A 23,668-nucleotide genomic window follows, 5' to 3' on the forward strand; every position below is an offset into this window, starting at 1 on the left:
CTCGGCTCCGTGCTCGCGGACGCCTCGGGCGGGGGCGGCGAGTCCTCGGCGGCGCCCGAGGCGTCCGCGAGCACGGAGCCGAGCAGCGGCAGCGACGGGTCGCCGTCCGACGCCGGGGAGTTGGAGGGGAGCTGGCTGGCCACCACCGACGGCCAGGCCGTCGCGCTGATGGTGACCGGCGGCAAGGCCGCCCTCTTCGCCACCGGCGGGACGGTGTGCAGCGGCACCGCCGGTGAGGACGCCGGCACCCGCATCGTCCGCCTCAAGTGCACCGACGGCAGCGACGAGCGGTCGACCGGCACGGTCGGGTCGGTGGACGGCAAGTCCCTCAAGATGATCTGGGAGGGCGGTCTCGGCGAGGAGACGTACACCAAGTCGGAGGGCGGGTCGCTGCCGCCGGGGCTGCCGACGGAGGGCCTCGGCTCCTGAACCCGCGCCTGCTCCGGTGGCCGCCTACCGCAGGGGCCGTCGGCGGCCGACCTCGGCGTGGTCGGCCGCGCGGGTGCCCTCCGTCCAGCCGGCCGCGTCACCGGCGCCGCGCAGCCGGGTCGTGGTCGTCTCGGGGAACATGCGCTCCAGCCGGTCGGTGACCGCGACGTCCCGGGAGGCGAGCACCGGCAGCAGGTCCACGTCCCCGGCGCTGCCGGCCTCGGCGGCGACGGCGGCGGCGGCCCGCAACCGGGTGCCCGCGCGGTGGGCGTAGGCGGCGAGGAACGACTGGCGGAAGGTCTTGGTGCGCTTGCGTCCGCACGCCCGCTGGGCCGCCTCCGCCTTGGTCATCGCGGCCTCGGCCTGCACCAGCAGTGAGGTGTAGAGGAGTTCGACGGCCTCCAGGTCGGCCTCGAAACCGACGACGGTGGAGAAGCCGAGGGGCTCGTTCCACACCGCCCGGCAGTGGTTGGCGTCGGCCACCGCGTCCAGCAGCACCGCCTTGGCCTGCTCGTACGGCGCCTCGACGCCGATCCGGCAGGCGCCGGGGGCGTCCGGCGAGGGCGCGTGCGCCGACAGCAGCGCCTCGTCGACGCTGTGGCGGGCCATCAGCTCCTGCGCCTTGGCGCTCAGCGCCTCCGCCTCCTGCGGATACCCGGTCGCCTCCGCCTTGGCGAGCAGCGCGCGGATGCGGGCGAGGGCGCGGGACTCGGGGCGGCTCTCCTGCCGGGGCCGCCCGGTCTCCCCCGCGTCGAGGGGCTCCAGCGTGGGCAGCCGCAGCAGCAGGCGGTACAGCTCCAGTACGGCGGTGGCGTGCGAGAAGCGGTCGGCGCGGGGCGGGGCGGCCCCGTCCGGTACGGCGTCGAGCTGCGCCGCCCAGCGGGGGCCACGCGCACGGTCGTGCGGTGCCTGCGCGCGGATCAGCGCCGCGACCAGCCGTACGTGCACGTCGTACAGTTCGCGGCGGACGATGCGCACGAGGTCGGCGGGCTGCCAGCCGCGCCGCCAGGCCGTGGCCACGAACTCCTCACCGCGCCGCGCCAGCTCCGCGTCCGCCGCCGGGTCGGCCGCGAGCAGCGAGGCGGCGGTGTCGAGGGCGTGCTCGGCGGTGTCGTACAGGGCGGCCTCGAAGGCGCGGTCGACGGTGCGGGACGTACTCACCCGGCGATCGTGCCATGCCGGCGGGGGTGGGTTTGTGGTGGAGGGGGATGGGCGGCCGGGCTCGCCGCGATGCCGGTCTCACTCCTCGGAATTCGACCGGCGCAGGGTTCGGTGGGGCCGAGCATGGCGGGCATGGTGGACATGACTCTCTACGCGGCGTTCCTCGTCGCCGCTCTCGCGCTCTGTGTCACTCCGGGACCCGACATGATGTTCATCGTGGCGATGGGCGGGAGGGGCGGCCCCACGGCGGGTGTGATGGCCGCGTTCGGGGTGGCCTGCGCGATGCTGGTGCACGCGGTCGCCGCGGCGCTCGGCCTGTCGGCGCTGTTCACGACGCTGCCCACGCTGTACCACGTGCTGCGCTGGGCGGGCGCGGCCTATCTGCTGTATCTGGCGGTGAAGGCGTTCCGGGACCGTTCGGTGCCGGGCGAGGGGGACGCGGCGGACCGGGGCACCGGGATGCGGCGGGCCTTCTGGCAGGGCGCGATCACCAACCTGCTCAACCCCAAGGTGATCCTCTTCAACGTGGCGTTCCTGCCGCAGTTCGTCGACCCCTCGCTGGGTCACGTGCCCGCGCAGCTCCTGGTGCTCGGCGGCACGCTCGTGGTGATGGGGTTCCTGTGGGACGGCTTCGTGGGCCTGCTCTCCGGCAGGCTGGCGGGGCTGCTCAGGCGCAGTGCCCGCGTGAACCGCTGGCTCAACATCGTCTCCGGGACGGTGTTCACGGGACTCGCGGTGCGGTTGGTGGTGGCTTCCCCGAAGTAGCCGAGGAGCGCGTGGAGCGAGTGTCAACCAAAGGTTGACGCTCCACGGCATGCAACCTACGGTTGACACATGGCGACGAATCCGAGCATCACGTCATCCGTACGACTCGACGAGCTCATCACCGCGATCAAGAAGGTGCACCCGGAGCCCCTCGAACAGCTCCAGGACGCCGTCATCGCCGGCGAGCACCTCGGAGAGGTGGCCGACCACCTCATCGGACACTTCGTGGACCAGGCCCGGCGTTCGGGTGCTTCCTGGACGGACATCGGCAAGAGCATGGGCGTCACCCGGCAGGCGGCGCAGAAGCGCTTCGTGCCCAAGGAGTCGGCCGACCTGGACGCGAGCCAGGGCTTCAGCCGCTACACGCCGCGCGCGCAGAACGCCGTGATGGCCGCGCACAACGAGGCGGTGGCCGCCGGCGCCACCGAGGGCCTGCCCGAACACCTGATCCTGGGCGTGCTCACCGAACGCGACGGTCTGGCCGCCAAGGCGATCACCGCGCAGGGCGTGGCCCTGGACGCGATCCGCGCGGCGGCGACGGGGAAGCTGCCGCCCGCCGCCGACGAGGTCCCGGAACTGGTGCCGTACGGCCCCGCCGCGAAGAAGGTCCTGGAACTCACCTTCCGCGAGGCCCTCCGCCTCGGCCACAACTACATCGGCACCGAACACCTCCTGCTCGCCCTGCTGGAGCACGAGAACGGCGAGGGCGTACTGAGCGGACTCGGTATCGGCAAGGAGTCGACCGAGCGGTACGTCACGGAGGCACTGGCGCAGTTCATGAAGACGGAGGACGACGGCGGGGAGGGCCAGGGCTGACGCCCGCGGTCGCGGCCGAGGGGGGTGGCAACGCCGCCCCGGTCGCCGCGGGGGCGTTGTCAGACCCTGCTGCGACACTCGCGGCATGGCCGACCGGTGGGCACTCGCCGTGGCCGAGGACGGTGGCGTGGACGTCGCCCCCCTCGGCCCCGACGGGCTGCCCGCCGGACCGGTGCGGCGCGAGGCCGGCCCCGCCGAGGCGGTACGGAGCAGGCCGGAGGTCGCGCGCTGGGTGTGGCGGTCCACCGCCGAGGTCGCTCCGCACCTGCTCGCCACGGGGGTGCGAGTCGAGCGGTGCTACGACCTGGAGGCGGCCGAGACCCTGCTCCTCGGCCACGAGGGGCGGTACGGGGAGCCGCGCTCGGCCGCGGCGGCCCTGGCCCGGCTGCGCGGCGGCCCCGTACCGGCCGATCCGCCGCAGCGCTCCGCCGAGCCGGGCGCGCAGTCCCCGCTGTTCGAACCGCAGGGGGCCCACCTGCCCCTGGACGACCTGCTCGCCGTCTACGCCGAGCAGCAGCGCCGGCACGAGCGGGCCGCCCACCCCGACCGGATGCGGCTGCTGACCGCGGCCGAGTCGGCGGGCACGCTGGTGGCGGCCGAGATGAACCATGCGGGGCTCCCCTGGCGGGCCGACGTGCACCGCGAGATCCTCCACGACCTGCTCGGCGAGCGGTACGCGGGCGGGGGCGAGCCGCGCCGCCTGGCCGAGCTGGCGGAAGAGGTGTCGGTGGCGTTCGGCCGCCGGGTGCGGCCCGACCTGCCCGCGGACGTGGTCAAGGCGTTCGGGCAGGCGGGCGTCAAGGTCGGCTCCACCCGCCGCTGGGAGCTGGAAGCGCTCGACCACCCCGCCGTGAAGCCCTTGATCGAGTACAAGAAGCTGTACCGGATCTGGGTCGCGCACGGCTGGTCCTGGCTCCAGGACTGGGTGCGCGAGGGACGGTTCCGCCCCGAGTTCCTGGCCGGCGGCACCGTCACCGGACGCTGGGTGACCAACGGCGGGGGCGGGCTGCAGATCCCCAAGGTGATCCGGCGGGCCGTCGTCGCCGACCCCGGCTGGCGGCTGGTCGTCGCGGACGCCGACCAGATGGAGCCGCGGGTACTGGCGGCGATCTCCCGTGACCCCGGGCTGATGGAGGTGGCCGGCCGGGAGAGCGACCTCTACCAGTCGGTCTCCGACCGCGCCTTCTCCGGAGACCGCGGGCAGGCCAAACTCGCCGTGCTCGGCGCGGTGTACGGGCAGACCTCCGGCGACGGCCTGAAGAACCTCGCCGCGCTCCGACGCCGCTTCCCGCGGGCGGTGGCGTACGTGGACGACGCGGCCCGCGCGGGCGAGGAGGGGCGGCTCGTGCGGACCTGGCTCGGGCGCACCTGCCCGCCGGCGGCCGGCGCGGCCGACGGAGCCGAGGAGGCGGGCCTGCCGCAGGACGACCCCACCGGCGCCCCGGACCGCCCGCACGAGTGGGTGCCGGGCTACGCCTCCACCGACGCCCGCGCGCGGGGCCGCTTCGCCCGCAATTTCGTCGTGCAGGGCAGCGCCGCCGACTGGGCGCTGCTACTGCTCGCCGCGTTGCGGCAGCACTGCGCGGACATGGCGGCCGAGCTGGTCTTCTTCCAGCACGACGAGGTGATCGTGCACTGTCCCGCGGAGGATGCCGACGCGGTCGTGGCGGCGATCCGGGAGTCGGCGGAGCTGGCGGGAAGACTGACCTTCGGGACCACGCCGGTGCGGTTCCCGTTCACCACGGCGGTGGTGGAGTGCTACGGGGACGCGAAGTGAGCGCCCGCCCCCTCGCCGGCTCCGTTCCCCACTCCCCCTCGGGACCTCATCCCTTCACCAGGGGGCGGCACCCGTCCCGGACGACGACGCATGGCTACGCACCACCGGCCACACACCACGAAAAAGCCCAGCTCAGATACTGTCTGAGCTGGACTTCGAATGGAGCCGCCTTCGGGATTCGAACCCGAGACCTACGCATTACGAGGGCCTGCAAGATCGTGCCGGGTTGTGTTTGGCGGTGCCACCGAGTCCTGTTCTCGCTGATCAGAGACCTGAAGCCTTGATCAGCATGACGCCCGATCCGCCGTGGTGCCGCCCAGTCCGCTCACGCAGCGCTCACGCTTCAGACCTACGCCCGCATACCAGCAAGCGTCCGAACTGTCAGGGCGGATGCCGCGACCCAAGGAAATCGCCACAGAGGAGTCACACTGCCGGGGCGAGTACTAATCTTCTGGGGTCAGCGGTCCAGGTCTCACCCAGTGGTCGTACGGCGGCGGGGTGCCGACAGGGCCGAAGCAAGGACGGCCACGACGGTTGAAGCGGCAACAAACGCAGGGCGCCCGGTTCTGCTGATCCTGGTGCTAGATGGTATCGAGGGCCGCGGTGAGAACGGCGATGCCGTTCGCCTCAGCCGCCGAGCCGAGGGTGCGCAGCGTCGTCGCTGCCGGGGTAGTCACGCCCCGCTGCCCGGGCGTCGACTGGTCCTGGATGAGCGCGAGTGACATCGCAACGACAGTGCCGATACCAACCGTCTTGCCTGCCAACCAGGCAAGTTCACCGGTTGCACCGAGGGACGCGCTGGAAACCTCCGCTTCCGGAAACCTCTTCGCCCGTACCGCCGCCCTGCCTATGCTGCGACCCGCCCCCCTTCCTCGAATGACGAGGCCGACATGCAGCAGTCATGGAACAGCGACCGCCGCCGCACCGCGATCGGTCGCTCCAGCCTCTCCGTGCCGGCGCGCCAGGCTCTAGCCGACCGCCAGCTCAACGCGGACCGCACGATCCTCGACTACGGCTGCGGCCGGGGCGGCGATGTCGCCTCCCTCCAGCGCCTCGATTGCAAGATCACCGGTTGGGACCCCTACTACAGCTCGAGTGCGCCGGTGGCCCTCTCCGACGTCGTCCTCCTCACCTACGTCCTGAACATCATCGAGGACCCCGTCGAGCGTCGGCAGACGCTCAAGGAGGCATGGAGGCTCGCCGCCTCCGTACTCATCGTCTCGGCTCGCCTCACCTGGGAGCGGTCCAAAGTCCGCGGCCAGGAGTACGGCGACGGCCTCCTCACCAGCCGGCAGACGTTCCAGCACCTCTTCAGCCCGGACGAGCTCCGGTTCTATGTCGAGGAGGTCACAGGAACGCGCTGCATATCAGCGGCCCCCGGCATCGTGTACGCCTTCAAGGACGACTCAGCTCGACTGGACTACCTCGCACACCGCATCGTCCCCGACGCCGAGTGGCTCGCTTCAGCCGATACCACTTCCGCTATCGCCTCGCTGCTCGACTACGTCGAACGGCGTGGCCGCCCGCCCCGTGTCGACGAGATGCCCCGGCCGATGGCGGAACAGCTCGCACACCTGAAACCCGGCGAACTTAAGCGCCTCATACGCGACTCCGCCGACGCCGAGAGGGTCTCCGAGGGCGCCAAGCGCACGACGCTGAACACGTTGCTGTTCCTCGCCGTCGAGCTCTTCAACGGCCGAGGTCCGTTCAGCAGCCTCCCCCTCGGCATCCAGCTCGACGTCCGTTCATTCTTCACCTCGTACAAGGAAGCCTGCAGGCGCTCCGACCGTCTGCTCCTAAAACTCCGGGATGACACCTATATCCGGGGCGCCATGAACGCATCCAGCGTCGGCAAGATCACCCCGACCGCGCTGTACGTGCACCGCCGGGCGATCGGCCGGATGCCGACAGTCCTGCGCCTGTACGAGCACTGCGCCTCCGTCGCCGCCGGCCGCCCTCAGGAATGGACCATCGCCAAGCTGAAGCACCAGGGGCGAGCCATCAGCTGGCTCGACTACCCGGAATTCGACAAGGACCCACACCCGCGGATCACGTCCTCGTACCTCGTAGATCTCAAGACCCTCGAGACCTCGCACTTGTCCTACGCGAACTCCGCCAACCGTCCTCTGCTCCACCGCAAGCACGAATTCCTGGCGCCCGACGACCCGGACGTGCCGCGTTACCGCCGTCTGACCGAGTCCGAGCTGCGCGCTGGCCTCTACGAGAATCCGCACCTGATCGGCACCGAGAATGGGTGGGAGGCCGAACTGACCAGGTGCGGGCGCATGCTTCGGGGACACCGGCTGGTCCGGCGCCCCGAAGACTGAGCAGCTCAAACCGTCAGGTGGCCTCCGGTTGCATGTACGCGATCGTCTCCGCCAAGCCGTCCGGGTCAAAGTCCGAGACCTGCCCGGGGAACCACGAGAAGCGGAGGCCATTGGTGGCCACCTCCTCCGGGAGGCCCATTGCGGTCAGCACGTGGCTCGGCGTGTACGAGGCGCTGGTGCATGCGGAGCCAGTCGCCACGGCCACCTGATCCTTGATCCGTACGATCAGGGCCTCGGCGTTCAGCCCGTCGAAGGTCACATTGAGGATGTGCGGGACCGCGTGGTCGGCATCGCCGTTGATCTGGAAGCGGGTCTTCCCGAGCGCGGCGAGCAGCCGCTCCCGCATCTCCTTGGCGTCCCGCTCCCAACGCGACCGGTTCTCCTGGAAGACCTTGGCTGCTTCGTACAGTCCCATGATCAGTGGCACGGGGAGCGTCCCCGGGCGCAGCTTTCGCTCCTGCCCGCCACCGAACATGATCGGCTCCAGTGGCACCTTGTTCCAGCCGCGACGCCGGGTCACCAGAGCGCCGATCCCCTTGGGTGCACCGACCTTGTGGCCGCTGATGCTGGTCAAATCAATGGGCGCCTTCAGGTCCTCGGGAACCTTCGCGTACCCCTGCGCGGCGTCAACGTGGAGATAAGTCGGGGTCTTCTGGAGCTTCTCCGCCAGCTCGGCCACGGGCTGGATGACGCCCGTCTCATTGTTCACGTGCATTAGCGAGACGAGCAGGGTGTCCGGCCTCAGCTTCTCCAGCACGGCCTCCGTGGAGATCCGCCCAGAGGGGCCGGGCTCCAGGAAGTCGACCTCGAACCCCTGCTTCTCCTGCAGATGCAGCAGAGGCTCGATGACCGCCTTGTGCTCGATGGCGGAGGTGATGATGTGCTTTCGGGCGTACTTCTCGCCATACGGGGCCATGCCGAGCAGCGCGATGTTGTTGGACTCCGTCGCTCCACTGGTGAAGATGACCTCTTCGGTCCTCACACCGACCGTCCCGGCGAGGAACGCCCTGGCCTCCTGGACCGCTCTCTTTGCCCGGGCTCCGTACTCATGGGTGCGGCTGCCGGCGTTGCCGAAGTCTTCGGTCATCCAGTGGAGCACCACGTCAGCCACCCGCGGCTCCACACGGGTCGTCGCCGCCACATCCAGATACGCCACCACCGCGCTCACCCATCCCAGAGCAATCAACCCGTTACCGGGTACGTCAAACCGTTAACGTACACGCATGCTCGCCTGACGCACAGCGCGGCGCCTTAGAGTTGCCAACGCAGACATCGACGTACGTCTTCCCGCGCAGGGACACTCTTCGCTCGAGCCGGGCGTCCCCCCTGACATGCCGGTGGGCCTTACGTACGTGAAGGTAACGTAACTTCAGCAAGCTTCGTACGTTAACCAGATGACGTACGCTAAGGTGGCCGGGTGGAGATCAAAGCAGCGGCACCAGCGACCAGAGTCGTAGCTCCGCGCACCTCAACGGGGTTCGAGTACACGTTCCCTGCGATCCGCGGCATCCAGGCGGGACGCGAGTATTACGTCTCGATGTGCCCCTTGCGCCTCATCCCAAAGATTTTTATCTTCGACGAAGACGAGCTCTCGCCGGAACTGCGCGCCCAGCGGATCCTCAACAAGGGGCGCCTCCCGGCACTTACGAAGTACATTCTGGACAATCCAGGGGATTACGTCTTCAGTGCTTTGACCGCATCCGTCGACGGCGACGTGGAGTTCGACCATCTCGGCTCCGACGGCAACGCCTTCCGTACCGGGCAGCTGCGCATCCCCATGGACTCTCGGTTCCTGATCAACGACGGCCAGCATCGGCGCGCAGCCATCGAGCACGCCCTCAAGGAGAACCCGGACATCGGCAACGAGACGATCGCCGTCGTGTTCTTCCATGACGCAGGACTCGCCCGCTCGCAGCAGATGTTCGCGGACCTAAACCGGCACGCGGTGCGGCCTGCCCGGTCCATCGGCGTCCTCTACGACCACCGGGACGGCGAAGCTCAGGTCGCACGCACACTGGCCGGCCAGTGCAAGATCTTCAAGGGATACGTCGAGATGGAGAAGAGCACCCTCTCCGCCCGTTCCCGGATGATGTTCACCTTGAGCGCTCTCTACTACGGCACCCAGTCCCTCCTCCAGGGCCTGGAGATCGCGGCAGACGCCGCAGCTGAGCTGGCGCAGGAGTACTGGGAGCACATCGACACGACACTTCCCGAGTGGGAGATGGTTCGCAAGCGAGAGCTCTCGGCACCCGAAATGCGGCGCGACTTCATCCACAGTCACGGAATCGCATTGCACGCTCTCGGCCGCATCGGAAATTCCCTACTTCGGGAATCCATCGCGCCCAGTAAATGGAAACGGAAACTCTCTCCTCTGAAAAAGGTCGACTGGACTCGGTCGAATGCAGACTGGGAGGGACGCGCCATCGTCGGCGGCCGCGTTTCCAAGAGCCACCAAAATGTAACTCTTACAGTCAACTACCTGCGAAATCACCTGCGCCTCGGCCTCAGCCCCGAAGAGCAGCGGGTAGAGGACGCATACCTGCGAGGCGAGGCATGAGCACCATCCCTCTGCAACTCGGCATCACGCCTGTCCGGCGGAAGCCGTTCGACGGGCAACCCCTCGAAGAGGTCATCGCCAAGCTCTCAGACGAGGTGCGTGAGCTCTACACCGCCGACCAGGTGCCCTGGGTCATCGGATACAGCGGCGGCAAGGACTCCACCGCGGTCCTTCAACTCGTATGGAACGCCATCGCCGCGCTGCCGGCGGAGCAGCGCACCAAGACGGTCCACGTCATCAGCACCGACACCCTCGTCGAGAACCCAGTCGTCGCGGCGTGGGTGACGACATCCCTGGTGACGATGGAGAAAGCCGCCGCCGAGCAGGGCCTCCCCATCGAGCCTCATCGCCTGACGCCGGAAATCAAGGACACCTTCTGGGTCAACCTGATCGGTCGGGGCTACCCGGCGCCGCGCCCCAAGTTCCGTTGGTGCACCGAGCGCCTCAAGATCAAGCCCTCCAACTCCTTCATCCGGAACGTCGTGGCAGCACATGGCGAGGCGATCATGGTGCTCGGTATCCGTAAGACCGAGAGCCAGGCGCGCGCCCGCGCCATGGAGAAGCACGAGAAGCGACGCGTCCGTGATCGTCTTTCCCCCAATGCAAACCTTCCCAACTCCCTCGTCTACAGCCCGGTCGAAGACTGGACCAACGATGACGTCTGGGAGTACCTGATGCAGAAGCCCAACCCGTGGGGCTACAACAATCAGGATCTCCTCACCATGTACCAGGGCGCCTCCGGCGATGGCGAGTGCCCGCTCGTGGTCGACTCGACCACTCCCTCGTGCGGCTCCAGCCGCTTCGGGTGCTGGACGTGCACGCTCGTCGAGCAGGACAAGTCAATGTCGGCGATGATCCAGAACGACGAGGAGAAGGAGTGGATGAGGCCGCTCCTGGACCTCCGCGACAAGCTCGACGCCCCATTCGGCTATTTCGAAGAGGGCGAGGAAGGACTCCCCGCCGGCCGGAAGCTCCCGTACCCCCGCCCTGACCAGCCAGCCCGAGACTTCCGCCGCATGAACGGCAAGGTCATGGTCTACACGCGCCGGACCGACGGCGAAGAGGTCCCGATCCACGGACCGTACCTGCAGAAGTTCCGCCAGGACTGGCTCAAGGACCTGCTGGATGCCCAGACGTGGATCCGCGCCAACGCGCCGGAGCACGTCAAGAACATCGAGCTGATCACCCTCGACGAGCTGCACGAGATCCGCCGCCTCTGGGTCTTCGACAAACACGAGGTTGAGGACTCCCTGCCCCGTATCTACAAGGAGTCCACGGGCGACGACTTCCCGGGCGGACCTTTGGATGAGCAGCTCGTCATGGGCGCGGACGAGATGGAGCTCCTGAAGGAACTCTGCGAGGACGACGACCTGCATTACGGCATGGTCCGTGAGCTGCTCTCCGTCGAGCGCAAGTACCGGACGATGTCCCGACGCGCTGGCCTCTTCCAAGCCCTGGAGACCGCCGTAAAGAAGGGTTACTACGAGGACAGCGCCGACGCCATCGACTTCGCGCAGCGCAAGAACAACTGGCGTGAGGAATCGCAGACCCACCTGACCCTGGACGAAGAAACCAATATCGATGCTCCTGCGTAAGATCACTCTCGAAGAGTTCGGGGCTTACCGCGGCACCCAGTCGCTGGATCTGACCACCAAGAAGAACAAGCCAATCGTCCTCATCGGCGGCCTCAATGGCTGCGGTAAGACGACCCTCCTCGACGCCATCCAGCTGGCACTGTACGGGCCGCGAGCACGTTGCAGCGGTCGAGGCAGCAAGTCATACGAGACGTACCTCCGCCAGAGCATCAACCGGCAGGCCGACCCGGCCCGCGGTGCGCAGATCATCCTGGAGTTCACAGTCACGGTGGACGGCACGGAGCACTACTACAAGGTGGTCCGCAGCTGGCACACCAGCGGCAAGACGGCGCTCAAGGAATTCGTGAACGCGTTCGTCGATGAGAAGTACGGCTCCAGGGCGAAGCCAGGACAGCACGTCGAACCTGAGCTGAAGTACAGCCGGGTTCTGAGCCAGGAGTGGGCCGATCACATCGAGAGCCTGCTCCCCCTCGAAGTCGCTTCGCTGTCGTTTTTCGACGGAGAGAAGATCGAATCGCTCGCCGACCCCGAGCGCGCCGCATCGGTCATCGAGTCAGCCATCAACTCGCTGCTCGGTGTCAGCACCGTCCAGCAGCTCCGTACGGACCTGCTCGCGCTCCAGCGCCGGCAGAAGCTGTCGGACGAAGAGCAGCACCTGATGGACAAGATCCACGCGGAGGAGCAGGAACGGCAGGCGGCCGACGCCTCTCTGGAGAACGCAGAACAGCAGGCAGCGCAGCGCAACAGCGAGCTAGTCAAAGCTCGGCGCGCTCTCGAAACGCTGGAGGCTGCCTACAAGCAGGAGGGTGGAAACCTCTTCGAGCGGCGCGTCGAGATCGAGCGCGAGTACGCGCAGGTGTCCGCTCGCCTCGCCGAAATCCGCAGCTCTCTCGTCCAGTTGGCTGCAGGCCCGCTTCCGCTCCTCATGATGGAAAGCCACCTCAAGGAGCTGCGCAAGCAGGCTGGTCGTGAGCGGAAAGCAGCCGAGTCCCACCAGGTACTGGGGGTGCTCGAAGAGCGTGACCAGTGGCTTCTGGACATGCTCCCTTCCGAGGCGAAGGCCGCCGTAATAAAGAAACTGGAGGCTGACCGCGCCAAGCGCGCCAAGTCCGCCGGCCTCAAGGTGGATCTCAGCCTCTCCCCGGACACGCTCCCCCAGCTGTCGGCACTCGACGAGGCACTCAGTCGCGACAAGGCACGAGCCGCCGAACTCCTCCAGCAGGCTGCGGAAGCCGCCGAAGAGCATGTGCAGCTGGCGCGACAGCTGGCGGGTGTACCGGCCCAGAGCAAGGTCGAGGCCATTCAGAAGGAGCGTGAAGACCAGCTCCAGGAAGTCGCACGGCTGGAACGGGAGCACGAGAACAGCCTCAACACCGTCGACGAGTTGAAGCGCCGCCTCGAATACGTCTCCGCCTCCCTGCAGCGTGCCCACGAAGAGTTCGTCCGCACCAAGGTGAAGGCCGAAGAGGTCGAGCGGATCATCAAGTACTCGGAGAAGGCCCGGAAGACACTAGAACAGTTCGGCGATGCCCTCCTCAAGCGCCACATCAGCCGCCTCGAGGTAGCAATGCTCACGAGCTTCCAGACCCTCATGCGCAAGCAGGGCCTGGTGAACGACCTCCGCATCGATACCGACAAGTTCACGCTGACCCTGGCTGACACCGACGGAGAGCCGATCGACCCCGGCCGTCTCAGCGCGGGCGAGCGCCAGCTACTCGCTGTCTCCCTCCTCTGGGGCTTGATGAAGGTCGCCGGCAACCACCTGCCCAGCGTCATCGACACGCCGCTCGGCCGGCTCGACAGCCGCCACCGTGAGCACTTGGTGGACCGATACTTCCCATACGCCAGCGACCAAGTCCTCCTCCTCTCCACCGATGAGGAGATCGACGAGTACCTGCTTGGCCGCCTCAAGAAGTCTGTCGCCCACACCTACACCCTGGTCCACGACGACACCACCTTCACCACCACCGTCGTCGAGGGCTACTGGTGGAAGGTAGGAGCCAGCAATGTCGCTTGAGAGCATCCGCCTCGCCACCGCAAGCAAGGACCGCCTGAGCCGTCTGAAGCGCACCACCGGCATCACCCAGTGGAACGTCCTATGCCGCTGGGCCCTGACCCTCTCTTTGGCGGACGCCTCCACTCCCCTTGTCCGTGAGGTCGTCACCGACTCCAACGTCGAGATGTCTTGGAAGACCTTCGCTGGGCCTCACGGAGACCTCTACCTCGCCCTGCTCAAGCAGCGCTGCGTGTCCGACGGACTGGAGCCGACGGACGAGAATGTCTCCAAGACGCTGACGATCCATCTGGCCCGGGGGATCGGGTACTTGGGTGCGCACAAGGAAATGACGGCGATCGAGGGGCTCCTCGGGGCAGCTACGACGTGACCGCGCTACGAGGAGCGCGCGTACCCATGCGGGACCTTGGCCCTGTTAGAACTACCCCTGAGTGACGCAACGCACATGTAAGATCCTCCATGTCGCTCACCACAGCCCAGGGGGGAAGAGGCATGCCCGAGGAGAAGTTCGAGTATCCGGTATATGTCTCACAGGAAACCGCGACCAGTAAGCCGCTGTTGCTCTTCTCGGCCAAAGCAACCGACATTGATCGATGGGTCGGCGTCCCTCAGCGACGCCGACTCAGCGACAGTGAAACCGTTGGCTGGCAGCGGGAAGAAAATCAAGGGCGCCTGCGTGAACTGGCCAAGTTCTTCAGCGAAGAACGAAATGTAGTTCAGAACCCGCTCCTCGCTGCCCTTCAAGACCCCACAGCCGTCAGCTTCGTACCTAACGCTGAGCAGCCCAAGTTCGGCATCCTGACCATCCGCACCGAGTCGGTGGAGAACCTCACCCTGCTCGAGGCCCTCGATCGCGTGTGCGCGCGACTAGAGGAGCGGGTCCCTGCTCTCCGGGAACAACACATCGATGCCGCCCGCCGCCGGGCAATTCTTGACCAAGCCCGGCAGCAAAGCGAGTCCGTGCAGCAGCATTTTCCCGAAGAGGAAGAATCCGACCAGGAGGACTCTGACGGCGACTCCTTCCCTACCGAGGGCATCGATCCAGTTTCTGATCTCGCCTCTGCTCTCCTCATTGAAGAGACTCAGATCCTTGATTTCTACCTGGAGTTGAAGATAAGGGCATCGATCCTTCAGGAGATGCCCCCTCCACAGCGCCCGGATAACTTGGCCGGCTTCACAATCGACGCTCTGCTTAGCTATTTGCGCCCCGTGGTACTGGTGGATGGCCAGCACCGTTTGCATGGAGCCGTCCGCGCCGCAGAAGATTTCGCAAACTCCAAGCAAGGGATGGACCTTGCAACCGTAGAGGTCGACAGTGGCGCCGAACCCGATCTAGCCCACAGGCAGGTCCTCGAATCGAAGGCCCGGTTCCTCCCGATCTCACTCTTGCTCGACTCCAACCCTTCGGAGCATGTCTTCCAGTTCGTAGTGGTGAACCAGAAGGCCACTCCCATGCAACCGGCGCTGCTCGGTACCATCGTCTCGACCTCCCTATCGAAGGAGGAGACGGAACCCGTCGCAGATCGACTGCGCCGCGCTGGTATCCCCTTCGACGACTCCCAAGCTGTTGCCTACATGACCCGCTCTAGCGAGAGTCCTTTCATGGGACTGGTACAGACCGGCGTTGGGGGCGACGCCAGCAACCTACTCAAGTGGACGGTCCTGAAGTCTCTGACGTCTATCTTCCGTGAGCTAAGGGGTGGAAAAATCTTCGGCGGATCCGTCGATTTCGCCGACGTTTGGCGTCGGAAGCATTTTGAGAGCTCCGATCTTGTTTCCGCCGGAAGCAGCCTGGAAGAGAAATACAGCATCTGGAAAGCCCCGGATGGCCCTTGGCGTGGCGTCGCCATTCGATTCTTCTGGGAGATCAGGGATCGATTCGGTGACGATGACCAGAACGCCCATAACGCCTGGGGAAATACCACGTCAAATCTCTACAACAAGATCCATTTGACGATCCTGGCCGCCGACTACTTCCAGTTCCTCACCGAGCGCAAGATGACCTTGAATTCTATCGAGGATGTCAGCTCCACCGTTCAGTCTTGGCTCGAAGATGTGAACAATCAGTACTTCAACCGAGATTGGCGCGTCGGACTAAAGAAAGACCAGCGAGCAGTCCGTGAGAAGTGGGCAAAAGTCTGGGTCGAGTATCGCAAGGATCCGGAGCGTCTTCCGCGCGTAGAGAACTACACGCCCTGATCAAGGGCTCACTATGGACACCCGCACCTTGGCCTCATGGATCACGGTAGCCCAACAAGCCTTCAGCTACCCATGGGAAACATCCCCGATCCATGCCCTCGCAAGAGAGTCGGTCCCCCAGCATGCACACGGCCCGCTGGGATGGCTACTAAAGTCCGACATACATTCCACCTGGGCCCTCTGGTACATAAACGGAATCGTCGATACTGCCGCCTACGAGACCGACACCGGATTGACCTACGCCCATTTCTACAGAGAAATTCGCCAAGCCCTCCAGGAAGACCACAGGGGCACGCCTTGGGACGAGATCTCCCACCTGGCAAAGGCAGTCGCACAGACAGCATGGCCCGAGATTGAGTTCCGCCGGAGCGTCGACCGACGAAAGCTCACAAAGAAAGAACGCAGGGAGATCTGGAACAGTCAGCCGAACCCTAGATGCTACCTCTGCGGATACTTGTTCACAGCCGCGGCAAGAGATCGGTTTTTATGGGTATCCGACGCGTCACAAGTAGATCCTCCAATCGCGGTTGATTTCGTTCGGCCGCGTGGACTCAGGCCAGTAGATCTCCTTCCGCAGGTGGATCATATTCGCCCTGTGGCCATCGGCGGAGAAACCTCCTTGGACAACTTGAGGCTTGCCTGCGGATGGTGCAACCGCAAGAAGTCCTCACATATCGACCTCTACGGAACTCCGTCCGCATACGCGGGCACTTTCGACCATCCGAACATGGGCAGGATCAGCGTTCCTCGCCCACTCTGGGTCGTTCGACTCGTAAAGATGCGGGGGCGCTGTGAGGACTATTCTGGCTGCAAAGCAAACATCGACAATGCAGAACTATTCGTAGCCCCCCGACGTCTATCCGGGGCAATAAACCCCACCAACTGTGCCGTCTACTGCGATAGTCACGACCCGTGGCGTAATCAACGGTTCGTAGGAGCGAAAACCTACGCACAGAACTTCCACAAGAGTCGATTTTGATTTGGTGGGGTGCATCCCATGGGTGACGGGATACACCCCACCAATTCCACTACCAGTCCAAATCAGCGCTGGTCAGGATGTCGGCCACGTCGTCCTTCTCTTCCGTCGGTGGCGTCTGAAGACCCTCGATGACGAGGTTCGAAATGATCGAATCGAGGTCCTGGTCGGACTGACGGTTTATGAGAGTCTGCAGGTGGGACAGGCCGGCGTTTGCGTATTCCTCGAAGATGAGAACCCGCTCAGGCTGGCGGTCCACACTAAGAATCTTCGGGTCGTCGGGGCACTCGACGGCTCCGAGCATGTCGAGGAGCACCTCCCCGTAGTCCCGGCTCTCCATGAGCGCGAGGCGGATCGGCTCATCGGCCTCGTCGAACGGCTTGCGCTCGCCTCGGCGGCGGCCGAGCAGTGCGGCGAACATCATCGCCTCGACCATGGTCGCGAACGTCCCGGTCTTTCTGTCGGTCAGCTTACCGAGCAAGTCCTCATGCGCCCGGGGCCGGCGGAATCGGTCCGTGTAGGCCATCAGAAGGTCACCTTCTCCAGAACAGTGTGCTCGAAGTCGCCGTGTGACACGTACGGAACCTCACGCTTGTTGATCACGATCGTCTCTTCACCCGCCGACTGGTTTGGCGTGTAAGAGCGCAGTACGTACATCTGATTGGCGGCCTGCTGGAGGTTCTCCAGAACCTTGCCCCGCGCCTGCGACTGCGAGAGCAGGGTGATGATCTGGCTTGTCAGCGCCGGCAGGGCCTTGGAGATCTCTTCCTGATAGGTCAGGTCGAGGCTGCCGAAGGGGGCGTCCATGACGACCGGGTAGACACCGCCGCTGCCGGTCTCGATAGTCGCCTCCCCCCTATTCTTCTTTCGAGCACTGATGTTCCTGGCAACCTCGGAAACCGCGCCGACGAAGCTGAGGCCGAGGATCTGGTTCTCACCGGTGGAGCGGATGGCAACTCCGCTCGCGGTGTGCAGTTCCAACTCGAAGTCGTCGTTCAGCTCGGGTACGTAGCTCTTGATGAAGATCCGGGAGAAGACCTCCTTGACCTTCTTGTCGAGCTGGTCGCGGACCTCCTCAGTCTTGATCTCGAGGATCTCCTTCAGCGCGGCACGCACCTTCTCGACGAGCTCGACCTGCTTTTGAACCTTGCGGGCCTTCTCGCTCTTGACCTCAGCATTCCGGTACTGACGGCCTGTGGCCTCTGCTTCCTGCTTGATCGAGGTGACCTTGTTCTCAGCCTCCTTGTGCGCGACGCGGGCGTCGGTCTCCTTGGAGGCGTAGTTCTTCCGGCGCTCGATGAGGCGCTGGACGTCCTGGATATTCACCCCCTCCAGCTGCCGATCGACATCGGAGCGTTCCTCTTCCAGCTCGCTGATCTCTGCGTCTGCCTTCTGAATGTCGGAAGCGTTGAGGGTGAGCTGCTCCAGGATCTCCTGGCGCCTCTCCTCCAGGTTCTTCATCTTGCCGCTGACCCGCATCCAGCTCTCCTGGACGTCCTCGAGGCCGGCGTTGTACTTGCGCTTGTCCAGCTCCTCGTACTCCTGGGTCCCCTCGCGAACCTCACGGCCGCACAAGCACAGCTGGGCTTCGAGGATGTCCTCGATGAAGCTGCGCTGGATGCCTGCGGGCAGCTGGCGGCGCTCTCGCATCTCGTCCGCGAGCTCAATCACCTTAGTGTCGATCCCGCTGGTCAGAGCCAGGAAGCCGTGCCGCGACAGCAGTTCGCGCTTGCGGCTCTTGTACTCCATGTGCCGGTCGTGCGCGGCCTTGATCCGGCGGGTCAGCGAGTCCCGCTTTTTCTGGAGCGGCTCCGCCTCCCTGTTCTGGAGCAGGGCGCGGTCAATGGCCTGGACTTCCTTCTGGAAGGCGCTGATTTCGCCGGAGAGGCGCAGCATCTCTGCAACCTCTTCCTTCTCGCGGGTGGCGAGGTGGTCCATATGGTCGGACAGCTGCTTCAGCCTGCTGTCCTCCTTGGAGTCGATCTCGCTGGCGAGCTTTCGGGAGACCTTCGGCAGGTCCTCCAGAGCACGCTCGATGGCCTCCAAGTCGAGAAGGGTCTTGATGGCCTTCTGGACCTCCTGGTTCTTGCCTTCGCCTTCCCGCTTCACGTCGCCGGAGAACATCTTCTCCATGCGCTCACCGTTGAAGAAGAAGAACTGACGCAGGCCCTTGGGCAGGATCTTCTCGATCCGATCCTGGCCGTTGAGGATGCTCTGGGCTTCGCCATCCGTCCCGATCTCCGTGACCGTCAGCTCAGGCTCAACTGGCTCCTGCTCCGCCTTCTCTTTGATAACAGTGACGTGGCGGACCACGGAGAACCGGGTCCCGTCGTGCTCGAAGTCCAGCCGAACGGAGGCCGTAATGTCCTCCCCGAACGCCGTGTCCGCCCATGCCTTGTCGTGAATGACGCGATGCTGCTGTTCCACGTCTTCCGAAAAGGTGCCGTACAGGGCCCAGGCGAACGCGTTGAGCAGGGTGGTCTTGCCGGCACCGTTGTTACCGAAGATGAGGACGGCGGGCTTGCCCTCCTCCACAGACAGGTCGAGAACCTGCTCACCGTAGAAGGCGCGAAAGTTCTTCAGCGTCAGCTTGAGCAGCTTCACTTGGTCAGCTCCCTCACGGCGTCGACGATCTTCGGGACGACCTTGGTCGTCTCCCTGATGTGGATGTTCTCGGTCTCCAGGTCGATGACCTTCTGGACGAGGACCTTGGCTTCCCGCGGCAGCTCGTTCAGGACGTCGCGCACCGTTCGTGCGGGAGGCTGGCCGGCTGTTTCGTCGCTCACGGGGTACTCCTGGTTCGAGGTAGCGGGTACGGAAGGAATGGGGGCACTTGCAGTGAGGGCTCAGGTGTCGAAGAGGCCGTAGCGTTCGCGCACGGGGCGGAGGACATTGAGCGTGTCCCCCTCGTTGTCAGCGAGGTAGGCAAACTCTTCGACGCGAGCCAGTTCGCGACGGAGCAGGCTGCGTTCGGTCTCGTACTGAATCGCGTCCCCGCCCGCAGGCGGCACGACGACGAAGTCGATGATGTCCGCGCGCTCCTTGCCGGGCGCCTTGCGCAGGACGCGGCCGCGGCGCTGGATGAACTGGCGGGGGTTGGAGGAACTGGACAGGAGGTAGGCGGTCCGGGAGGCCGGGACGTCCACGCCTTCGTCCAGGCAGCGCATGGAGGAGATGACCTGGAGGTCGTTGTTCTCGAAGCGGCGCAGGATGTCCAGGCGCGCCGAGCGCTTGGTCTCCGAGGTGTAGCGGGCAGCGGGCATGTGCAGCTCGTTGCCGACCATCTCCATGACCTGGTCAATCTGACGCGAGCCGTCGGTGCCGTGTTCGTAGAACAGGGGGTGCTTGCCCTCGGCGCAGTAGATCAGCTGGTGGCTCGTGTCCCGGCGCCTCTCGATCTCCGCGTGGAGGATCTCTAGCTTGCCGCGGGCGTGGCCGATGATGTCGGCGCGCTTCTTCAGAAGTCGGCCGAGCGGGCTGTCCCGGTCGGCGGTCTCCTTCAGGTCTGTGCCGGCCGCGATCAGGCGGGCGATCTTCGCGCTGGTCTCTGCGTACAGCTCGGCTTCTTCGTCGTCCAGCTCCACGAGGATGGGCGTGTAGGTGTAGCGGCACAGGGCGCTACGGCGGATGGCTTCGCCGATGCCCATCTCGAAGACGACTCGGTCGAAGTAGTCGGTGAGGGCGTCGGTGCCCTCCTCATCGAACCAGCGCTCCGGGGTGGCTGAGAGGCCGAGGCGGTACTGGGCCTTCTCCGGGAGGCGGGTACGCAGGTGCGCGGCACCGAGGTTGTGGGCCTCGTCCGCGATGAGGAGGAGGTGCCCCTGGTAGGAGCTGAGCAGGTTCTGGAAGGCATCGCCGCCGAAGGTGGCGTTGGTGGTGACGATGACGCCGCCTCGCGTACCGCCCAGAGCAATGTTCTGGAGCAGGCTGTGAGCGCGCGGGGACCATCTGCTGGTCGCCTCGTAGGCCCGCAACGGTGTCACGCCGAACCACTCGATGTCCTTGGCCCATTGGTCGACCAAATGCTGGTACGGGGCCACGACGACGGTGAGGAGTGAGGCGGACGCATCGTTCTTCCGAAGGAGCGTGCCAAGCTGGGAGGCAGCGGAAAGTGCGGTCAGGGTCTTGCCCGTGCCTGTGGCCATGCGGAGGATGCCTCGACACTGGTTGCGGAACCAGTTCTGGACAGCTTCCTTCTGGTAGTCGCGAACCTTCAGGCTTGGCGGGATCGCAAGCGTGCCAGGAGGAGGCAGCGGCGTGGTGCGGATGGGGGTTCCGCCGGTCGGGAGGTCGTCCAGCTCGTACTGGTCGGCGGTGGCCCGGGCGCTGCGCTCGACGATCACCTTGGCGGCATCGGTGAACGGGATGACGCGCAGCATCTGCGTGCGGTTCTCCCAGAGGTCATCGAAGTCCTTGCTTATGCGCGCGGCCCGGCGTGCATCGCTCGGGTCCCAGCTCCGATAGACCTCGATCGCCTCGAAGTTGCCCACGAGACCGGAGCGGGTCTCGTTGGCGCTGCCCTTGAAGGCGATGACGTCTCGACCGTCCCGGAAGACACCGATCTTCTCGTGGTACATGCCAACGCGGCCACGCTCTTTGACATAGGCCAGCTTGAAATCGACTCGGCGCTCGGCGACCAGTCGTCCGAGCTTGCCGAGGCCGCGGGCTGCCCGCGCGTCCTCGACCGCCTGCTCCAGGTCGCGGAGGGCAGCACGCTGGAGGACTTTGCGCAGCTCGTAGCCGTCCTCAATCTCCTTGATGTCGGCCGGGTCAAGGTAGGGGGAGGCGATGATCCGCATAGTGCCGCCGCGCGAGGTGAACTCGTCGATTCCCTGCCCGAGCGTGGCGATCACGGACGCAGCGAAGTAGCCGACGGCCCGGTCGTAGGCGGTGGAGGCGGCGAGGGCAGGCAGGTAGAAGTCCTCGACAAGGTTGTTGCGGTCGCTGCGGTAGTCGGACTCCGCGCCGCATTCGCGGAGGAGAGGGGAAGCCGCCATCAGAACAACCCCAGGTGGTCCATGAGGTCGTCCACGTCGGGGGCCTCGTCGACGGGGTGGGGCTGCTGCTCAGCCGACGCATCGGTCTCAGCGGTGCGGACTGCGGGGACAGCTGCTTCCTCGGAGCCAGTGTCCAGGTCTTCACCTATACGGCGGACGATCCCTCCGCGTGCGGTGAAGGGCGCAATGGACATGGCGGCCCGCAGGCTGGACTCCTTGATGTCGAAGTCTCGGCGGAGAAGCGCCACGACCTTGTCTGCCTCAACCTGGCCGCCGTGCGCATCGACCATGTCAGAGATCAGTTCCTTGATCGGCTTGTACACCGGGAGGTGCCACTCGGTCAGCGCCCACTGGTTCCGCTGGCTCCGGCTGAAGCGGGCATCCCCTTCGATCTGCTGCCGGAGGTACTGGATCCCGATGGCGACGCCCGTGCGCTCCTTCAGTTCCTCGACAGTCAGCGGGGTGTCCGCCTCGCGCAAGGCGGCCTCCACCTTGTCGAGGCGCTCGCGCTCACGCTGAAGCCCGCCGCGCGAGCCGACGCCGCCAGCAGCCTCGGTGGTCGAGGCGGACGCTTCTTCTTCTCGGGAGGAAAGTCCCTGGGCCGGGATCACTGCAGCGGAGGGTGCAGTCGTGTCGGAACCGTCCTGGAGGCACCAGGCTCCCCTGGCCGTGATCGCGAAGCGCACATCCGTGAAGAGCGCCTCTGTCACTTCTCCCTGTGGCACGACGCCGTCCAGTGCACCCTCGATGAGCGAGGTGCTCATGCCCTCAGCGCAGCCTTCGAGGAGCTGCGCGATGAGATCTCCAGGCGACGCCTCCAGGCCCGCTTCGCCGGCATCCTCCAACATGCCTGCAAGCGGAATGGATCCGTCACTCTCGGCTTCCTTGTTTTTGACTTCTTCGGTCGCACTCGAAGGGCTACTACCCTCCGTAGTATTCTGCTCCGCCAAGGTTCCTTCGCTTCGCACTGCCCGACGGCGCTCGGAATCGGTGGAGCGATCCGGCACAACCCAGCCCTCGCCCGCCGTGAAGGTCGCGTCGCGGAGCATGCGCGAGACCACTCCAAGCTCCCCGTCCGCCGTCTCCGCCTCGCCAAGCAGGTCACCGAGAGTAAGAGTACCCTCGCCGTTTCTGTTTATTAGGAGGAGGGCGGACAGCTGTTCAACCAGCTCGGACAGCCCGCCAGGGACGACAGCGGTCTCAGTCGGCTGGGGCTTGGAGCGAGTCAACGAGATCTGGGTGCCCTCACAGTCAAGACCGCAGTGGTTCAGCCACTGCCCCAGGGTGTCGAGATCGCTGGGGACAGGCACCTGGTGTGCGTCGAGAAGAGCAGAGGCTGTCGACTGGCTCATCACCTCGTCGACATCAAGATCAAGGGCTCTCACCGTGGCGGCGCCGCACTCTTCCAGATCATCCATAAAGATCCACTGTCCCGTCGGGGACGTGGAGGTGGTTGCGTCCAGCCAGCGCATGCCGGTGAACAGGCGGAGGACGGTGAGCCTGTCCCCAATGTTCTCGCCAAGCCAGGCGTGGCGGTCCAGAAACGAACTGACGAGGCAAGGTTTCCGCAGGTCAAGCTCAGCGTGCTCTATCCAGACACGGAGAACCGAATCCCCCTCGACACAGCGGTTGAACTCGTCCATGAGGAAGTTTCGGCACTGCCGCGCAGTCTCCCGAAGAAGGGCATGCTGAGACGCAAGTTCGCCCAGCGGAACTGGATCCTCTGCGCAGAAGTGCTGCAGGACGAGGTCTCGGTTGAAGCTGCTGAGCCCCTTGTACCAACGGTCGAATGCGTTCATGGCCTTCAGAGGTAGGGGTGGACGATGGTCAGCGCGCTGGGAGCAGCGCCTCACCACACGCGGCGATCGGGTTGCCAGTCACCGCGCGTTTAAGGCGCCATTAGGTTGTTCGTTCCACAGCCCACCCCTGTGCCTCTCCCCCCTCCTGGTACACCAGCGACAGCACTGATGCCTCCAACGTTACGGGCGATGCCTTGAACCGATCCACGGTTCCTGAACTGCAGCAGCCGCGGAACGGCGGCTGCGGTCCTACAGC

At 65.6% G+C, this 23,668-nt stretch carries 19 protein-coding genes; 11 read left to right on the forward strand and 8 right to left on the reverse strand.

Features of this window, described 5'->3' with window-relative positions; all coding sequences use genetic code 11:
- The first annotated feature begins 9 nt into the window (after positions 1 to 9).
- On the forward strand, positions 10 to 429 hold the full coding sequence (locus DMH12_RS04060; protein WP_260474051.1) for a hypothetical protein: 420 nt from the start codon (positions 10 to 12) through the stop codon (positions 427 to 429).
- A 24-nt stretch (positions 430 to 453) separates the two neighbouring features.
- Here DMH12_RS04060 and DMH12_RS04065 read toward each other — a convergent pair whose 3' ends face one another.
- A complete protein-coding gene (locus DMH12_RS04065; RefSeq protein ID WP_125490148.1) occupies positions 454 to 1,590 on the reverse strand; it encodes a DUF2786 domain-containing protein in 1,137 nt (378 codons plus the stop codon).
- 132 nt (positions 1,591 to 1,722) lie between these two features.
- Here DMH12_RS04065 and DMH12_RS04070 point away from each other — a divergent pair, with 132 nt between their 5' ends.
- From DMH12_RS04070 to DMH12_RS04080, 3 genes are all read left to right on the forward strand, one after another.
- A complete protein-coding gene (locus DMH12_RS04070; RefSeq protein WP_125490149.1) occupies positions 1,723 to 2,355 on the forward strand; it encodes a LysE family translocator in 633 nt (210 codons plus the stop codon).
- Positions 2,356 to 2,424: 69 nt separating this feature from the next.
- A complete protein-coding gene (locus tag DMH12_RS04075; protein WP_125490150.1) occupies positions 2,425 to 3,171 on the forward strand; it encodes a Clp protease N-terminal domain-containing protein in 747 nt (248 codons plus the stop codon).
- An 85-nt stretch (positions 3,172 to 3,256) separates the two neighbouring features.
- Positions 3,257 to 4,948, forward strand: a complete 1,692-nt coding sequence (locus DMH12_RS04080) for a bifunctional 3'-5' exonuclease/DNA polymerase (RefSeq protein WP_125490151.1) — start codon at positions 3,257 to 3,259, stop codon at positions 4,946 to 4,948.
- Between the two features lie 581 nt (positions 4,949 to 5,529).
- On the opposite strand, the gene DMH12_RS04085 is transcribed toward DMH12_RS04080, so the two are convergent.
- Complete coding sequence (locus DMH12_RS04085) at positions 5,530 to 5,712, reverse strand: hypothetical protein (protein ID WP_125490152.1); 183 nt, start codon at positions 5,710 to 5,712, stop codon at positions 5,530 to 5,532.
- Positions 5,713 to 5,838: 126 nt separating this feature from the next.
- Between DMH12_RS04085 and DMH12_RS04090 the strand changes: the two genes are divergently transcribed.
- Positions 5,839 to 7,275 (forward strand): DNA phosphorothioation-associated putative methyltransferase, encoded by a 1,437-nt coding sequence (locus tag DMH12_RS04090; protein ID WP_125490153.1) that lies wholly within the window; start codon positions 5,839 to 5,841, stop codon positions 7,273 to 7,275.
- A gap of 13 nt (positions 7,276 to 7,288) precedes the next feature.
- On the opposite strand, the gene dndA is transcribed toward DMH12_RS04090, so the two are convergent.
- Positions 7,289 to 8,443 (reverse strand): cysteine desulfurase DndA, encoded by a 1,155-nt coding sequence (dndA, locus tag DMH12_RS04095; RefSeq protein ID WP_221763107.1) that lies wholly within the window; start codon positions 8,441 to 8,443, stop codon positions 7,289 to 7,291.
- A 249-nt stretch (positions 8,444 to 8,692) separates the two neighbouring features.
- On the opposite strand from dndA, the gene dndB reads away from it, so the two are divergent.
- From dndB to DMH12_RS04125, 6 genes are all read left to right on the forward strand, one after another.
- Positions 8,693 to 9,832 (forward strand): DNA sulfur modification protein DndB, encoded by a 1,140-nt coding sequence (gene dndB, locus DMH12_RS04100; protein ID WP_260474042.1) that lies wholly within the window; start codon positions 8,693 to 8,695, stop codon positions 9,830 to 9,832.
- On the forward strand, positions 9,829 to 11,427 hold the full coding sequence (gene dndC / locus DMH12_RS04105) for a DNA phosphorothioation system sulfurtransferase DndC (protein WP_125490154.1): 1,599 nt from the start codon (positions 9,829 to 9,831) through the stop codon (positions 11,425 to 11,427). The genes dndB and dndC overlap by 4 nt, the downstream gene beginning before the upstream one ends.
- Positions 11,414 to 13,444: a DNA sulfur modification protein DndD gene (gene dndD, locus DMH12_RS04110; RefSeq protein WP_125490155.1), complete on the forward strand. Its 2,031-nt coding sequence runs from the start codon at positions 11,414 to 11,416 to the stop codon at positions 13,442 to 13,444. Before dndC ends, dndD begins: the two co-directional genes overlap by 14 nt.
- The gene (dndE, locus tag DMH12_RS04115; RefSeq protein ID WP_125490156.1) at positions 13,434 to 13,811 is read left to right on the forward strand and encodes a DNA sulfur modification protein DndE; all 378 of its coding nucleotides are present in this window, start codon (positions 13,434 to 13,436) and stop codon (positions 13,809 to 13,811) included. The genes dndD and dndE overlap by 11 nt, the downstream gene beginning before the upstream one ends.
- Positions 13,812 to 13,933: 122 nt before the next feature.
- Positions 13,934 to 15,640: a hypothetical protein gene (locus DMH12_RS04120; RefSeq protein ID WP_125490157.1), complete on the forward strand. Its 1,707-nt coding sequence runs from the start codon at positions 13,934 to 13,936 to the stop codon at positions 15,638 to 15,640.
- 13 nt (positions 15,641 to 15,653) lie between these two features.
- Complete coding sequence (locus DMH12_RS04125) at positions 15,654 to 16,619, forward strand: HNH endonuclease (protein WP_125490158.1); 966 nt, start codon at positions 15,654 to 15,656, stop codon at positions 16,617 to 16,619.
- 49 nt (positions 16,620 to 16,668) lie between these two features.
- Here the strand turns inward: DMH12_RS04125 and DMH12_RS04130 are convergent, their stop codons facing one another.
- The 5 genes from DMH12_RS04130 to DMH12_RS04150 are packed head-to-tail and all read right to left on the reverse strand — an operon-like array spanning position 16,669 to position 23,412.
- On the reverse strand, positions 16,669 to 17,142 hold the full coding sequence (locus DMH12_RS04130) for a DNA phosphorothioation-associated protein 4 (RefSeq protein WP_125490159.1): 474 nt from the start codon (positions 17,140 to 17,142) through the stop codon (positions 16,669 to 16,671).
- Positions 17,142 to 19,220 (reverse strand): AAA family ATPase, encoded by a 2,079-nt coding sequence (locus DMH12_RS04135; protein ID WP_125490160.1) that lies wholly within the window; start codon positions 19,218 to 19,220, stop codon positions 17,142 to 17,144. The genes DMH12_RS04130 and DMH12_RS04135 overlap by 1 nt, the downstream gene beginning before the upstream one ends.
- The gene (locus DMH12_RS04140; RefSeq protein WP_125490161.1) at positions 19,217 to 19,402 is read right to left on the reverse strand and encodes a hypothetical protein; all 186 of its coding nucleotides are present in this window, start codon (positions 19,400 to 19,402) and stop codon (positions 19,217 to 19,219) included. Before DMH12_RS04140 ends, DMH12_RS04135 begins: the two co-directional genes overlap by 4 nt.
- A gap of 60 nt (positions 19,403 to 19,462) precedes the next feature.
- Entirely contained in the window at positions 19,463 to 21,613 is a 2,151-nt protein-coding gene (locus DMH12_RS04145; RefSeq protein WP_125490162.1) for a DEAD/DEAH box helicase family protein, read from the reverse strand.
- The gene (locus DMH12_RS04150) at positions 21,613 to 23,412 is read right to left on the reverse strand and encodes a hypothetical protein (protein ID WP_125490163.1); all 1,800 of its coding nucleotides are present in this window, start codon (positions 23,410 to 23,412) and stop codon (positions 21,613 to 21,615) included. The genes DMH12_RS04145 and DMH12_RS04150 overlap by 1 nt, the downstream gene beginning before the upstream one ends.
- Positions 23,413 to 23,668 lie beyond the last annotated feature (256 nt).

This window comes from Streptomyces sp. WAC 04229 (genome assembly GCF_003947455.1).
Lineage (GTDB): Bacteria > Actinomycetota > Actinomycetes > Streptomycetales > Streptomycetaceae > Streptomyces.